The sequence below is a fragment of the Ralstonia insidiosa genome (genome assembly GCF_008801405.1).
Lineage (GTDB): Bacteria > Pseudomonadota > Gammaproteobacteria > Burkholderiales > Burkholderiaceae > Ralstonia > Ralstonia insidiosa.
Genome location: NZ_VZPV01000001.1, coordinates 2590174 through 2604589 on the forward strand (window position 1 = coordinate 2590174; position 14416 = coordinate 2604589).

Annotated in this window: 14 protein-coding genes; 2 read left to right on the top strand and 12 right to left on the bottom strand. The window is 63.9% G+C overall.

Translation table 11 applies throughout. The features are described from left to right. Positions 1-11 precede the first annotated feature (11 nt). Entirely contained in the window at positions 12-767 is a 756-nt protein-coding gene (surE, locus tag F7R11_RS12275; RefSeq protein ID WP_021194180.1) for a 5'/3'-nucleotidase SurE, read from the bottom strand. A 223-nt stretch (positions 768-990) separates the two neighbouring features. Between surE and F7R11_RS12280 the strand changes: the two genes are divergently transcribed. Further along, on the top strand, positions 991-1965 hold the full coding sequence (locus tag F7R11_RS12280; protein WP_064803847.1) for an NADPH:quinone oxidoreductase family protein: 975 nt from the start codon (positions 991-993) through the stop codon (positions 1963-1965). 79 nt (positions 1966-2044) lie between these two features. Here the strand turns inward: F7R11_RS12280 and F7R11_RS12285 are convergent, their stop codons facing one another. From F7R11_RS12285 to F7R11_RS12315, 7 genes are all read right to left on the bottom strand, one after another. Continuing rightward, complete coding sequence (locus tag F7R11_RS12285) at positions 2045-3151, bottom strand: alkene reductase (RefSeq protein ID WP_064803849.1); 1107 nt, start codon at positions 3149-3151, stop codon at positions 2045-2047. Between the two features lie 108 nt (positions 3152-3259). After that, entirely contained in the window at positions 3260-3889 is a 630-nt protein-coding gene (locus tag F7R11_RS12290; protein ID WP_064803851.1) for a TetR/AcrR family transcriptional regulator, read from the bottom strand. A 92-nt stretch (positions 3890-3981) separates the two neighbouring features. After that, complete coding sequence (locus F7R11_RS12295; RefSeq protein ID WP_064803853.1) at positions 3982-4773, bottom strand: ABC transporter permease; 792 nt, start codon at positions 4771-4773, stop codon at positions 3982-3984. Between the two features lie 23 nt (positions 4774-4796). After that, positions 4797-5609, bottom strand: a complete 813-nt coding sequence (locus tag F7R11_RS12300; RefSeq protein WP_064803855.1) for an ABC transporter ATP-binding protein — start codon at positions 5607-5609, stop codon at positions 4797-4799. A gap of 73 nt (positions 5610-5682) precedes the next feature. Beyond that, the gene (locus tag F7R11_RS12305; RefSeq protein WP_104577600.1) at positions 5683-6732 is read right to left on the bottom strand and encodes an ABC transporter substrate-binding protein; all 1050 of its coding nucleotides are present in this window, start codon (positions 6730-6732) and stop codon (positions 5683-5685) included. A 174-nt stretch (positions 6733-6906) separates the two neighbouring features. After that, on the bottom strand, positions 6907-8115 hold the full coding sequence (locus F7R11_RS12310; protein ID WP_021194174.1) for a CaiB/BaiF CoA transferase family protein: 1209 nt from the start codon (positions 8113-8115) through the stop codon (positions 6907-6909). A 146-nt stretch (positions 8116-8261) separates the two neighbouring features. After that, positions 8262-9176, bottom strand: a complete 915-nt coding sequence (locus tag F7R11_RS12315; protein ID WP_064803858.1) for a LysR family transcriptional regulator — start codon at positions 9174-9176, stop codon at positions 8262-8264. Between the two features lie 240 nt (positions 9177-9416). Between F7R11_RS12315 and F7R11_RS12320 the strand changes: the two genes are divergently transcribed. After that, positions 9417-10733 (top strand): carbohydrate porin, encoded by a 1317-nt coding sequence (locus tag F7R11_RS12320; protein WP_021194172.1) that lies wholly within the window; start codon positions 9417-9419, stop codon positions 10731-10733. 24 nt (positions 10734-10757) lie between these two features. On the opposite strand, the gene recR is transcribed toward F7R11_RS12320, so the two are convergent. The 4 genes from recR to F7R11_RS12340 all read right to left on the bottom strand — a co-directional run bounded on the left by recR (position 10758) and on the right by F7R11_RS12340 (position 14350). Further along, positions 10758-11381, bottom strand: a complete 624-nt coding sequence (recR, locus tag F7R11_RS12325; protein WP_064803863.1) for a recombination mediator RecR — start codon at positions 11379-11381, stop codon at positions 10758-10760. Next, on the bottom strand, positions 11378-11677 hold the full coding sequence (locus tag F7R11_RS12330) for an antibiotic biosynthesis monooxygenase family protein (RefSeq protein WP_021194170.1): 300 nt from the start codon (positions 11675-11677) through the stop codon (positions 11378-11380). The genes recR and F7R11_RS12330 overlap by 4 nt, the downstream gene beginning before the upstream one ends. Before the next feature lie 38 nt (positions 11678-11715). Continuing rightward, positions 11716-12063 carry a YbaB/EbfC family nucleoid-associated protein gene (locus tag F7R11_RS12335; protein ID WP_021194169.1) on the bottom strand — a complete coding sequence of 116 codons (348 nt, stop codon included), beginning with the start codon at positions 12061-12063 and terminating at the stop codon, positions 11716-11718. A 79-nt stretch (positions 12064-12142) separates the two neighbouring features. Then, positions 12143-14350, bottom strand: coding sequence for a DNA polymerase III subunit gamma/tau (locus tag F7R11_RS12340; RefSeq protein ID WP_064803865.1), 2208 nt, complete (start codon positions 14348-14350; stop codon positions 12143-12145). Positions 14351-14416: the final 66 nt, after the last annotated feature.

Here is a 14416-nt window from a genome sequence, read left to right on the forward strand (position 1 = left end):
CACCGTGGCGATCATGGCGTCTGCCAGCGGCGCACGGTGCGCAGTTGCGCCGTGTCGGTCAGATCGAGCTGCAGCGGCGTCAGCGAGACAAAGCCGTGCGCGACCGCATGGAAATCGGTGCCTTCGCTGGCGTCCTTGGCGTCGCCGGCGGCGCCGACCCAGAAGATCGGTTCGCCGCGCGGGTTGGCCTGGCGGATCACCGGCTGTGACTGGTGCCGCTTGCCCAAACGCGTGGCACGCCAGCCACCAAGTTCGCTGTATGGCAGATTCGGAATGTTCACATTCAGGAGCATCTGCCCCTCGAGCGGATCGGACAGGTAGCGCTCGACCACCTCGCGGACGACGCGCTCGGCAGCATCGAGGTGTGTCCAGCCCTTATCGACCTGCGAAAACGCGATCGACGGAATACCGAACAGATAGCCCTCGATGGCGGCAGCGACAGTGCCGGAATACAGCACGTCCTCACCCATGTTCTGACCCTGGTTGATACCAGAGACGACCAGGTCGGGCTTCTCTTCGATCATGCCGGTCAGGGCGATATGGACGCAGTCCGTCGGGGTGCCGTTGACGAAGCGGAAACCCTTCTGGGCACCATCCGTTGCTTCAAACACCGATAGCGGACGCTGGAGCGTGAGCGAGTTGGATGCACCGCTGTGATTCTGCTCCGGCGCCACCACCGTCACGCGGCCCAAGGGGCTGAGCGCACGGTGCAGCGCGGCGAGACCCGGCGCGAGGTATCCGTCGTCGTTGGCGATAAGAATATGCATGGCGCGGATTGTAACCGAGCAACGTTAACGAATCGTGCTCACGAGCACGTAGTACACGCTTACAAAAACCGATCGATATATCGTCCAACCGATTGCCCACCGCACGGCCCGCGATCAAATCGAACGACCGTGCTTTTATTCGGTTACACTGCCAGACGAGATCGCGCACGAAGCATGCGAGACACGTGAATCATCCAACGCAAGACCGTTCAGGAGACACACCATGAAAGCCGTCGTCTGCAAGACCTGGGGCCCGCCCGAATCGCTGGTGATTGAAACGCTGCCGGACCTCTCGCCGGGCGCTGGCGAAGTTGTCATCGACGTGAAGGCCGCGGGGGTGAACTTTCCCGACGTGCTGATCATCCAGAACAAATACCAGTTCAAGCCGGAGCTGCCGTTCACGCCGGGCTCGGAAGTGGCGGGCGTGGTCAACGCGGTGGGCGATGGTGTGTCGCATGTGAAAGCGGGCGACCACGTGATCGCGTTCCTTGGCCAGGGTGCATTTGCCTCGCAGGTGAAAGCGTCGGCCAAGGTGGTGATGCCGATGCCGCCGGGCATGGCGTTTGATACGGCAGCAGCGTTCACCCTCACCTACGGCACGTCGCACCATGCGGTGGTCGATCGCGGCCAACTGAAGGCGGGCGAAACGATGCTGGTGCTGGGTGCGGCGGGCGGCGTGGGGCTGGCGGCCATCGAAATCGGCAAGGCCATCGGCGCGCGCGTGATTGCCGCTGCGTCGAGCGATGAAAAGCTCGCTGTCTGCAAGGACCACGGCGCCGATGCGCTGATCAACTACGCGACCGAAGACCTGCGCGAACGCATCAAGGAACTGACGGACGGCAAGGGCCCGGACTTGATCTATGACCCGGTTGGCGGCATCTATGCAGAGCCGGCGTTCCGTTCGATCGCCTGGCGCGGCCGCTATCTGGTGGTGGGCTTTGCCAACGGTGAAATCCCCAAGATGCCGCTGAACCTGGCGCTGCTCAAGGGCGCGTCGTTGGTGGGCGTGTTCTGGGGTGAATTCGCACGCCGAGAGCCGAAGGCCAATCTGGCCAACATGATGCAGATGATCGGCTGGATGAAAGAAGGCAAGATCCGTCCGCATATTTCAGCGCGCTATCCGCTGGAACAGACCACGCAGGCGCTGCTGGACATGGCGGCACGCAAGGTGACGGGCAAGGTGGTCATCCAACCCTGAGCGTTACCCGCACGCCAAATAGAAAAGCCGCGCTAGGCAATCGCCAGCGCGGCTTCTTTGTTGGGACAGCCCGTACTGATTAGGCCGCTTCTTCCAGCGTCGGATAGTCGGTGTAGCCCTTTTCCTGACCACCGTAGTAGGTGTTGCGATCCGGCTTGTTGAGCGTTGCACCGGCACGGAAGCGCGCCACCAGATCCGGGTTGGCGATAAACGGACGGCCAAAGGCCACCGCATCGGCCAGACCCGAAGCCACCATCTGCTCACCCTCTTCCGCGCTGTACTGGCCGCAGACGATGAGCGTGCCCTTGAAGGCATCGCGCAGTTGGCGGCGGAATTCCGTGGACAGCTCCGGGCCACCCGCCCAATCCGGCTCGGCGATGTGCAGGTAGGCGATGCCACGCTTGGTCAGCTCACGCGCGAGATACAGCGCGCTGGCCTCGGCTTCGGCATCTGCAATGTCGTGCGCAACAAAATGCGGCGACAGGCGAATGCCAACGCGATCGGCGCCGATTTCAGCGATGGCCGTATCGACGACTTCCAGAATCAGCCGTGCGCGGTTTTCCAGCGAGCCGCCGTACTGGTCGGTGCGTTGATTACTGTTGGTGGAAAGGAACTGGTGCAGCAGGTAACCATTGGCAGCGTGGATTTCAACGAAATCGAAGCCAGCACGGCGTGCACGCAGCACGGCCTGACGGTACTGCGCGATGACGCCCGGGATTTCTTCCGTCGCCAGTGCGCGCGGCTCGCTGGTGGGCTCGTTGCCCGGCGTGCCGTCAGGGTGCACAACAAAGCTCTGCGCACCCTTGGCGACGATGGCCGACGGCGCGACTGGCGCCTGACCGTTTTCTTGCAGCAGCGTGTTCGAGATGCGGCCCACGTGCCAGAGCTGCTGCGAAATGCGGCCACCCTTGGCATGCACCGCATCCACCACGGCTTTCCAGCCGGCTTCCTGTGCGTCGGTGTACATGCCCGGCGTCCAAGCGTAACCCTGGCCCTGGCGGGAAATTTGCGTGGCTTCCGTCACGATCAGGCCGGCCGTCGCGCGCTGCGCGTAGTAGGTCACGTTCAGCTCGGTCGGCACATCGCCGGGCTGGCCGGCGCGCGAACGCGTGAGCGGCGCCATGACGACGCGGTTGGCGAGGGTCGTGCGACCGACCTGGACAGGCGACAACAGTTGTTGGGTCATATCAGCTCCAGAAAGAGAGAATGCTTATTACTATTCGACCGGTCATCTAGAACCGGAGTCAAAGAAAAAGCGAGGAACATGCCTCGCCGGCAATGGATTCGGTTGCGATCAATGTGTTGGCTTGGCCAGCAAGATTTCGGTTTGCGCCACGCAGCTCCGGAACGCCGCGACAGTCCGGTGCGCCTTGGCCAGCAGCGCCCCGCCCATCCACATGGCGTACAGACCTTCAGCCAGATAGCGTGCGTCGCTCACCGGTGCGAGCGAACCATCGGCGACACCCGCCTCGATCACGCCGGCAATGCGATCCACCATGCGCGTCATCCCCGTCGACAACACCTTGCGCATCGGTTCCGACAAGTCCGACACCTCGCCCGACAACTTGACGGCCAGGCAGGTGACTTCGCATGCGCTGCGCTCGTGCAGGTCAATCCAGGCAGTGAAGTAACGCAGCAGCCGTTCGCGTGCGGTCAGGCGCGTGTCGTTGAACAGGCTGACGACACCCGCGTCGTAATCCTGGAAATACCGCTCCAGCATGGCAACGCCAAAGTCTTCCTTGGAGCCGAAGTAGTAATAGAACGACCCCTTGGGCACCTGCGCACGGCCAAGGATTTCCGCCAGCCCCACGGCCGAGAAGCCGCGCCCGAGGATCAACTCGGCACCGGCGTCCAGAATGCGGTCGCGGGTGTCGTGCCGGGCTTCGGTGCCTTCAGCGGTGACGGGTTCGGGGTGCTTGCTCATGGTGAATCGGATTGTAGTAGACCGACCGTCTAGTTGCACAACCCTGCTCATGGCAGGGTTGTTGTGACCTTCAGTGAGCCTACTTCGGGTGTTCAGAGCTTTTCGGTCTCGCCAGTCTTGGGCTGCCAGCGCATCAGACGCTTTTCCACCAGACCGACCAACCAATCGAGTACCAGTGCAAACACTGTCAGCACGACAATGCCGGCAAACACGGTGTTGATGTCGAACGTGCCCTCGGCCTGCAGAATCAGGTAACCGACGCCGCGCGCAGAGCCAAGGTACTCGCCCACCACCGCCCCCACAAACGCCAGACCCACCGACGTATGCAGCGACGAAAACACCCAGCTCGTTGCGCTCGGCAGATAGACGAAGCGCAACAGCTGTCGCTGCGAGGCCCCCAGCATGCGCGCATTGGACAGCACCACGGGGCTCACTTCTTTCACGCCCTGGTAGACGTTGAAGAACACGATGAAGAACACCAGCGTGACCGCCAGCGCAACCTTCGACCAGATCCCCAGCCCGAACCACACGCCAAAGATCGGCGCCAGGATCACGCGTGGCATCGAGTTGGCGGCCTTGATGTACGGGTCGAGCACCGCAGACACCGCAGGGCTCAGCGCCAGCCACAGCCCAGCGCCCAGTCCGGTGACCGTGCCGATAACGAAGGCCAGCACGGTTTCCGCCAGCGTCACGCCGAGGTGCTGGTAGATATCGCCTTCCGTCACGAACCATGCCCAGATGCGCTGCGCAACGATGAGCGGTTCACCGAAGAAAAATGCGACGTCTTGCGAGCGCGTAGCGAAGTGCCAAACACCCAGCGTGACGACGAGGAGGCCAAGCTGCCAGGCGCGCAGCATGAACGGAGAGAGCGGACGATTAGCCATGAGAGAGATCAGTCGAATTCGGTTCAGGCCACGCGGCGATGTTGCGCGTAACCCTTGAGCACTTCTTCGCGCAACACATCCCAGATGCGAGCGTGCAGGTTGACGAAGCCGGCTTGATCACGGATCTCGGCCACATCGCGCGGGCGCGGCAGGTCGATGACGAACTCGCCGATCGGGTGCGTGCCGGGGCCGGCTGACAGCACGACCACGCGGTCGCTCATGGCAATGGCTTCGTCCAGATCGTGTGTGATGAACAGCACGGCCTTTCGCTTGGCAGCCCAGAGGTCGAGCACCTCGTTCTCCATCAACTGGCGCGTCTGGATGTCGAGCGCAGAAAACGGCTCGTCCATGAGGATGATGTCGGGGTCGAGCACCAACGTTTGCGCCAGGCTCACGCGCTTGCGCATGCCGCCGGAGAGTTGATGCGGATAGCGATCTTCAAACCCGGTCAGGCCCACGCGCGCCAGCCACGACATCGCCAGCTCGCGCGCCTCCTTGTCGGGCGTGCCGCGAAATTCCAGCCCGGCCAGCACGTTGTCGAGCGCGCTGCGCCACGGCATCAACGCTTCAGCCTGGAACATGTAGCCGGCACGGCGGTTGATGCCGGCCAGCGGTTCGCCGAACACGCGCACCTGCCCCGACGATGGCTGCAACAGCCCCGCCGCCAGATTCAGCAAGGTGGATTTGCCACAGCCGGTCGGGCCCACCACCGAGACGAACTCGCCGGCCTGGATATCCAGCGTCGTGTTCTGCACGGCGGTGTAGCGCTGGCCCGGTTTGTCAGGCGAGAGGAAGGTACAGGTAATCTGGTCGAACGAAAGCGCGGGCGTCGTCATGGTGTCTGCCTGATGGCTACCAAGAAAGCAATGCGCCCGGCTGGACCGGGCGCAGGATGAAAGTCTGCCGGACTTAGTGGTACTTCGCGTTGGCCTTCTGCACGAAGGTGTTGGTGAAGGTCTGGTCCAACTTGATCTGCTTGCCCTTCACTTCCGCGTCAAACTCCGACAGCGTACGCAGTGCCGTGGTCGGGCCATCGGCCGGCATCGCACCGTCCGGCGAGATGGCCTCACGCACCTTGTCCCAGGCCGCCAGATACAGCGCGCGATCCCCCAGCAGGTAGGCTTCCGGCACGGTCTTGACGATGTCCGACGGGCCCGCCTTCTGCAGCCACTTCAGCGCACGCACCATGGCGTTGGTCAGCGCTTGTGTCGTGTTTGGGTTCTTCTGGATGAACGCAGTGGATGCGTACAGGCAGCCAGCCGGCATGTTGCCCCCGAAGACGGCCTTGGTATCGGCCAGCGTACGGGTGTCGGAAACGACGCGCACTTCGTTCTTCTGCGTGAGCATCGACATGACCGGGTCCAGATTGGCCAGCGCGTCGATCTGCCCCGCACGGATGGCCGCAATGGCACCGTTGCTCGGGCCCACACCGATGATCGACACCTCGTTCGGCTTGATGCCGGCGCGGGCCAGCACGTAGTTGACCATGATGTTGGTCGACGAGCCCGGGGCCGTCACGCCGATCTTCTTGCCCTTCAGGTCAGCGATCGACTTGTAGTTGGGCATCGTCTTGTTGTTGATCGCCAGCACGATCTGCGGAGCGCGGCCTTGCAGCACGAACTCCTGGTACATCTGGCCCTTGGCCTGCAGCACCAGCGTGTGTTCGTAGGCGCCGCTCACCACATCAGCGCTGCCGCCCACCACGGCCTGCAGTGCCTTGGCACCGCCAGCAAAGTCGACGATCTCGACATCCAGGCCTTCGTCCTTGAAGTAGCCCAGGCGCTCGGCAATCGTCAGCGGCAGGTAGTAGAACAAGGCCTTGCCGCCCACGGCGATGGTCACCTTGCTCTTCTCCGGCTTGCCCTGCGCCAGCACGGCGGGGCTAGCTGCCAGCAGGCTCGTCGCGCATAGCGCTGCGCCCATCCATTTTGCCCAGCGGCTGATGCCTCGTGTCCCCATGCTTGTCTCCTGAATGCGTTGTTCTGCGAACTTGTCCACGATCCTACTGCGCGCCCCGATCTTGGCTCTGCGATGCTCGCTACGAACCGAGAACAGGTTCTCCAGCGTTCACTGCCTTGGCGGCGATATTACCGCAACGATTTGCCACACAACATGCGGGATGGTCCTAGCTCCTTAGCTTGCCGCCTCGGCAATCACGCCTTGTGCGGCCAACGCATCGATCTGCGCGTCGGTCAGGCCATGGCTGCGCAGCACGTCGCGTGTGTGCTGACCCAGGCGCGGAGCGCTGGCCTGTACCGCACCGGGTGTGCCGGAAAGCTTGGGTACCACGCCCGGCATTTCGACGTCGATGCCCGACTGCGCGCGCACGGTCTCAATGACACCTCGCGCGCGATAGTGCGGGTCGGCAGCAATGTCGGCGATGGTGTAGATCGGCCCGCTGGGCACCTCGGCCTCTTGCAGCGCAGCCAAAACCTCTGCAATGGGAAGCGCGCCCGTCCACGCGTTGATGGCGGCATCGATCTCGTCGACGCGGGCGGCGCGGCCATCGTTGCGCGCAAGCCCTGGATCATCGGCGAGGTCTGGTCGGCCCATGCGCTGCATCAGGCGGCGGAAGATGTTGTCACCGTTCGCGGCGATCAAGACGTACTCGCCGCCCGCACAGCGATAGGCATTGGACGGCGCAATGCCAGGCAATGCCCCGCCTGCCGGATGGCGAATGGCGCCGAATACCGAGTACTCCGGCAGCAGACTCTCCGTCAGGTTGAAGACCGACTCATACAAGGCTACGTCGATCACCTGCCCCTTGCCGCCGCGCGCGTCGCGTTCATAGAGCGCGAGCAGCACGCCCAGCGCGCCGTGCAACCCGGCAATCGTGTCGCCCAGCGACAGCCCAGCGCGCGCAGGCGGGCGCCCCGGCTCACCGGTCAGGTAGCGCAGGCCTGCCATCGCCTCGGCAATCGCTGCAAAGCCCGGCTCGTCGCGCTTGGGGCCAGTCTGACCGTAGCCCGATACGCGCAGCATGATCAGCTTCGGGTTGATGGCCGACAGCGCCTCGTACGACAGACCCCACTTCTCCATCGTGCCGGGGCGGAAATTTTCAATGAGCACGTCTGCCTCGGCGGCCAGCTTGCGCACCACCTCCTGGCCCTCGGGCACACGCAAATCCACGCAGACAGACTGCTTGTTGCGCGACTGCGCCTCCCACCAGACCGAGGTGCCTTCATGCAGCATCCGCCATTTGCGCAGCGGATCGCCCTGACCCGGCGGCTCGATCTTGATGACCTGCGCGCCGAAATCGGCGAGCGTCTTGGCGGCAAACGGCCCGGCAATCAATTGCCCGAGTTCGAGCACGCGGATGTTCTGCAAAACCTGTGTCGGCATGGTCGTATAGAGAACGTTGAATTCAGAACCTGTTCACGATCCGTAGCGAGTGGCCCGAGGTTGGCAGGAGAAGCGCAGCCGTACAAGAGTACGGCGAGCATCGCAGTGCCAAGATCGGGTTGCGCAGTAGGATCATGAACAGGTTCTCAGAGTGCGGCAGGATTGCCGAGTAGATGCGTCATCAACAGGCGCGCAGAACTGGTGAGTGCATCCGGATCGCGCACGCCCACCAGCAGACGGCGATGTGCCCACTCGTCTTGCAGCGGCACCAATGCGAGGCCCGCACCCGGCAGGCCCGACACATGTCCTTGTGCAGCAATACGCGGCAGCACCCCCACGCCCAGACCCGAGGCCACCATGCGGCAGACCGCCTCGAAGCTGCGCACCTGAATGCGCAAGCGCAGCGGCTTGCCCAGGCGCTGGCTCTCTTCCAGCAGTTGCGCGGCCAGCGACGTGCCCGGCGGCAGGCTGACGAAATCGAACTCCACCGCATCGGCAAAACTCACCTGCTTGCGGCCTGCCAGCGGGTGGTTGCGCGGTGTGACAAGGGCGAGATCGTCCTCGCGGTAGTCAAACGATTGCAACCCATCGCATGGCGTGCCGGCGGCGAAGATGCCGAGGTCCGCACGGTTCTCGCGCAGCGCGGCGACGATATCGCCACTGTCCTGCTCCTCCAGCGCGATGCGGATGGCCGGATTGGCCAGCATGAAAGCAGCCAGGTCATCGGCCAGGAACTGCGTGATCGACGAGGTATTGGCCCACACACGCACCTGCCCGCGTGTGCCGGCGGCAAAGTCCGACAGCGCGCCGGCCATGCGTTCGACGTCTTGCAGAATGCCCACGGCATGGCGAAAGCATGCCTGGCCAGCCTCGGTCAGCTCCACGCCAGCGGCATGGCGATACAGCAGCGGCGCGCCCACTGCGGCCTCTAGGTCGGAAATCCGCTTGCTTGCCGCGGCCACGGCCAGGTGTGATTGCCGCGCCCCAGCAGAAATGCTGCCCAGCCGGGCCACCGCCACAAACAGGCCGAGGGTGACGAGATCGAAGCGGGCAAGGTTCATCGTGAAGCCATCTGGCGGAGTTGGAGAAATGCGACAGGTTCGTGCAAACGGCGCGGTTTTCACCGGTTGGTCATGACACGGCGTTTACTATCGCCGGGTTTTTGCCTATTCCGAGCGCACAACCCTGGAATTCTAGCGGCTGCCCTCTACGTTGCGCCCATGCCATCCTCGCCTCTTCGCCTCGCACCCCGGTCTTTTTTTCACCGTACCAAGCGTGCCGGCACCGCCCGGCAGGCCCTGATGGCCGTCATGCTAACGCTGGGCCTGCAGGGGATTGCCCTGGCAGCAGATGCCGACACCCCGCCTGCGGACATCCCAGAGCCCGAACGCTGGAACATTCACGGGCAGTTCACCAATGTGACGCAATGGCACCCGTCGTTCCACGCGCCGTATAGCGGCACAAACAGCCTGACACCAGAGACCAATAACAAAGAGACGGCCGACATCACGCTTTATCTTGGCGTGCGTCTATGGAAAGGCGCAGAGCTGTACGCCAACCCCGAAGTCGACCAGGGTTTCGGCCTGAACAACACGGTCGGGCTGGCCGGCTTCTCCAGTGCGGAAGCCTACAAAGTTGGCAACAACACCCCGTATCGCAAGCTGCCGCGCCTGTTCCTGCGACAAGTCATCGATTTGGGTGGCGAGCAACAGGCAGTAGAGAGCGGGCCCAACCAGCTTGCCGGCAGCCATTCGGCCAACAACCTGACCATCACCGTCGGCAAGTTCTCGGTGGTCGACATCTTTGATACGAACACCTATGCGCACGACCCGCGCGGTGACTTCCTGAATTGGTCGGTGGTCGATGCAGGCGCATTTGACTACGCGGCCGACGCCTGGGGTTACACGCACGGCTTGGCGGTGGAGTGGACGCAATCGTGGTGGACGCTGCGCGGCGGCTTGTTCGCACTGTCGAACGTGCCCAACAGCATCACCATCGACACCACATGGAAGCAATACCAGTGGGTGGGGGAATTTGAAGCGCGCCAGAACTGGTTCGGCCGCCCCGGCAAAGTCAAGCTGCTGGCGTTCGCCTCGCGCGGCAAGATGGGCGGCTACGGCGATGCAGTGAACCTGGCCCAACAGACCGGCACCACACCGGACACCGGCCTCGTGCGGCGACTCGCCTGGCGCCCCGGCATTGCGGTGAACCTGGAGCAAGAGGTCACTGATGACGTAGGGGTCTTCGCCCGCGCCAGCATGAACGACGGCAGCAAGGAGACGTTCGAATTCACCGACATCAACCAGTCGGTGTCGGCCGGGCTCTCGCTCAAAGGCACGCGTTGGGGGCGCCCGAACGACACGTTTGGCGCGGCTGTGGTGGTGAATGGCTTGTCAGGCGCGGCACGCCAATACTTTGCGGCTGGCGGCATGGGTGTGCTGATCGGCGATGGCGCATTGAACTACGGCACCGAGCGCATCGCCGAGCTGTACTACAACTGGGCAGTCGTAAAGCACTTAACGCTGGGCTTGAACTATCAGTACGTCGTCCACCCCGCGTACAACCGGGATCGCGGCCCGGTGTCCATCGTGGGTGCGCGCATCCACGCTGAGTTTTAAGAAGCGCCTCGGAAGTTCGGAAGATCAGAGCTGGCGCCGATCCAGCACCGCGCGGGCGATGGTGCCCGCGTCGACATATTCCAGCTCGCCACCCACCGGCACGCCACGCGCCAGACGCGTCGCCTTGATGCCGCGCGCCTTGAGCATCTCGCCGATGTAGTGTGCGGTGGCCTCGCCTTCACTGGTGAAGTTGGTGGCGAGGATAACCTCGGTGCACGGCCCGCCCAGTGCAGGATCAGTCGCGCGGGCCAGCAGGCGTTCGAGGTGGATCTCCTTCGGGCCGATGTTGTCCAGCGGCGAGAGCCGCCCCATCAGCACGAAGTATTGGCCGCGATACGTGAGTGTCTGCTCAATCATCATCTGATCGGCGGGTGTTTCCACCACGCATAGCACAGACGCATCACGGCGCGAATCCAGGCAGGTTTCGCAGACTTCCTGCTCGGTAAAGGTGTTGCAGCGGCTGCAGTGTTGGATCGATTCGGTGGCCTCCCTCAGCGCCTGCGCCAGGCGCTCCGCACCATCACGATCATGCTGCAGCAGGTAGTACGCCATGCGCTGCGCAGACTTCGGACCGACGCCCGGCAGTACGCGCAGGGCCTCGACCAGCATCTGCAGCGCCGATGGCGTGCCCGAACCGCCGCGCGTCATGCCTGCTCCCAAACCAGCGTATGGTGCAGCACTTCCGGCATCGGATCGTAGAAGTGATGCAGCAGTGCGCGCCAGCGCTGGTACTCGGCCGACTGCCGGAAACCCACGGTGTGGTCTTCCAGCGTCTGCCACTGCACCAGCAACAGGTAGTCGCCAGGCTTTTCCACGCAGCGTGACAGCGTCAGCGAAATAAAGCCCTGCATTGCACCGATGATGTGACGGGCCTCGCCAAAAGCCGCCTCGAAGGCGGCTTCCTGGCCGGGCTTGACGTGCAGCAGCGCAGATTCCAGCACCATGGCGCGATCCTAATCAGCGTAACCTTTAGGGCGTGACCTTAGAACGGCAGCTTGAAGCCCGGCGGCAGCATGCTTGCCATGCCACCCAGACCCGACGTGAGCGAGCCCATCTTCTCTTGCGTGGTGGCCTCGGCCTTGCGCACGGCGTCGTTGAACGCAGCGGCGACCAGATCTTCCAGCAGTTCCTTGTCTTCGCCTTCGGCCACCAGGCTCGGGTCGATCGACACGCGCTTCACGTCATTCTTGCAGGTCATCACCACCTTCACGAGGCCAGCGCCAGACACGCCTTCCACCTCGATCAGGGCAAGCGCTTCCTGCGCCTTCTTCATGTTTTCCTGCATTTGCTGGGCTTGCTTCATCAGCCCAGCGATCTGGCCTTTCATCATGGTCGTTGCTCCTTGCAATGGGTCATACGAGGCGCACCGCTTGATTGGGCGCGCCGGTGTTCAGTTTGGGAATGCGTGTTCAGTGTGCGTGCGGCTGGATCGAACCCGGGACGACCTGCGCGGCAAAGTCCCGCACCAGCGCTTGCACGAACGGGTTGGCAGCGATGGCGTCTTCAGCGTCGCGCTGGCGTTGGGCGCGCAGCTCAGCATCGGCAGCAGCGGCTGTCGCTCGAGCAGCACCGATGTCACACGCCACGCGTATCGGCGTGCCGAAGTGCTCCGTCAGTGCGGCTTCCAGCCGCTCCACGACACCAGCTTCGGTCAACGCCGGCAGCGGCACGCGCAAACGCACGGTGACGCCCTCCACTGCCACCAGTTCACTCTGGTGCGCAAGCTGCTGAGCCAGACCACGCATTGGCAGGCCAGCCGCAAGCTTGGGCCAGTCACCATCAAACGTGGTGAGGCTACTTGCACTCAGGTCGGGGGGCGTGGCGGCCGCCACGGGCTCCAGCGCAACGGGCTTGGCTTGCACCGGTACTGGTGCGGCAGTGGGTGATTCGACCGGCGCAGAACGAGCCACTGGTGTGGAAGCATCAGGACGCGCGCTCGAGGCCGAATCCCAGCCCGCGAACGCGGCATCAATCTCTTCCAGCGACGGCGAGGCAAACTCGCCGGGCATTTCATCCCATGGCGGTGGGCCATCATCAGATGATGAGGCCGATGCAGCTGGCGGCTCTCGGCGCGGCGGTGGCGACGCAGGGGCAGCCACCGGATTCGGGCGCGGCCCCGCAGCAGCAACAGGGCGTACGACTGGCGCAGGAGCGGCCACTGGCGTCGCAGCCGGTGCCGAGACGCCGCCGCGACCGCGGCTCGATGCCTGACGGGCGGCAGCCAGTGCCTCCATGGCCGGCGAACGGCGCGCTGGTGCACTGGTGGGCGCCGCAGCCGGCGTTTCAACCGCTGGCGCCACTGCTGCAGGCGCAGGCGGGGACACTTGATACGTTGCGCGCGGCGCCTCAACCACCGGCTCCGGACGCGCCGCAGGCGTCGCCTGCGCAACCGGCGCTACTGCCGGCGCACTCGCCGCCATGGTCGGACGCGGGGATGCACCCGGCACACTCGCCGCCGGCGATGACACTACCCGCTTGCCGCCGCCACCCGAGGGCGGCGTCGCGTCCCCACCCGACTGCCCAGGCTGGAACGCCAGCATGCGCAGCAGCGTCATCGTGAAGCCGGCGTATTCGTCAGGTGCCAAGGCCAGCTCATTGCGACCAAGGTTGGCGAACTGATAGAACAGTTGCACCGACTGCGCGTCGAAGCGCTCGGCCAGTCGGCGCACATCATCAGCTTCGGGCCAATCGTCCTGCACGGCACCCGGCACGACCTGCGCCAGCGCAATCTTCTGCAGCAACGACGCCAGATCCTGCAACGCGCCCGAGAAGCTCAGGCTGCGCCCCGCCATCTCATCAGCAATCTCGACGAGTCCTGCGCCGTTCTCGTCGGCCAGCGCATCGAGCAGGCGCACGAGGTAGCTCTGGTCAATCGCACCGAGCATGCCGCGCACGGCAGCTTCGCTCACTTCGCCGGCGCTGTAGGCGATGGCCTGATCCGTGAGCGACAGCGCATCACGCATCGACCCCTGCGCAGCGGCAGCCAGCAGGCGCAGCGCATTCGCTTCGTGGACGATGTGCTCTTCACCGAGGATGTGCTCCAGGTGCGACACGATGTGCCCCGGCGGCATCTGCTTGAGGTTGAACTGCAGGCAGCGCGACAGCACTGTCACCGGAATCTTCTGCGGGTCGGTGGTCGCGAGAATGAACTTGACGTGCTCGGGTGGTTCTTCCAGCGTCTTCAGCATCGCGTTGAAGGCGTGGTTGGTCAGCATGTGCACTTCGTCGATCATGTAGACCTTGAAGCGGCCGACCGTCGGCGCATAGACCGCGCGGTCGAGCAGCTGAGCCATCTCGTCGACACCGCGATTGGACGCGGCGTCCATCTCGATGTAATCGACAAAACGCCCGGCATCGATCTCCGTACAGGCGCGGCACACGCCGCACGGCTGCGCGGTGATACCGCCCTGCCCGTCTGCACCGACGCAGTTGAGCGATTTGGCGAGAATGCGCGACAGCGTGGTCTTGCCGACACCACGCGTCCCCGTGAAGAGGTAGGCATGGTGCAGACGCTGCTGTTCGAGCGCATGCGTGAGCGCGCGCACCACGTGCTCTTGACCGACGAGCGCGGTGAAATCGCGAGGGCGCCACTTGCGGGCGAGCACTTGATAACTCATGCGGCGGATTGTAGCAAAGCGAGGTGGATTTCCGACGGGCTTTCCGAGGGTTTGAACATGGTGCGC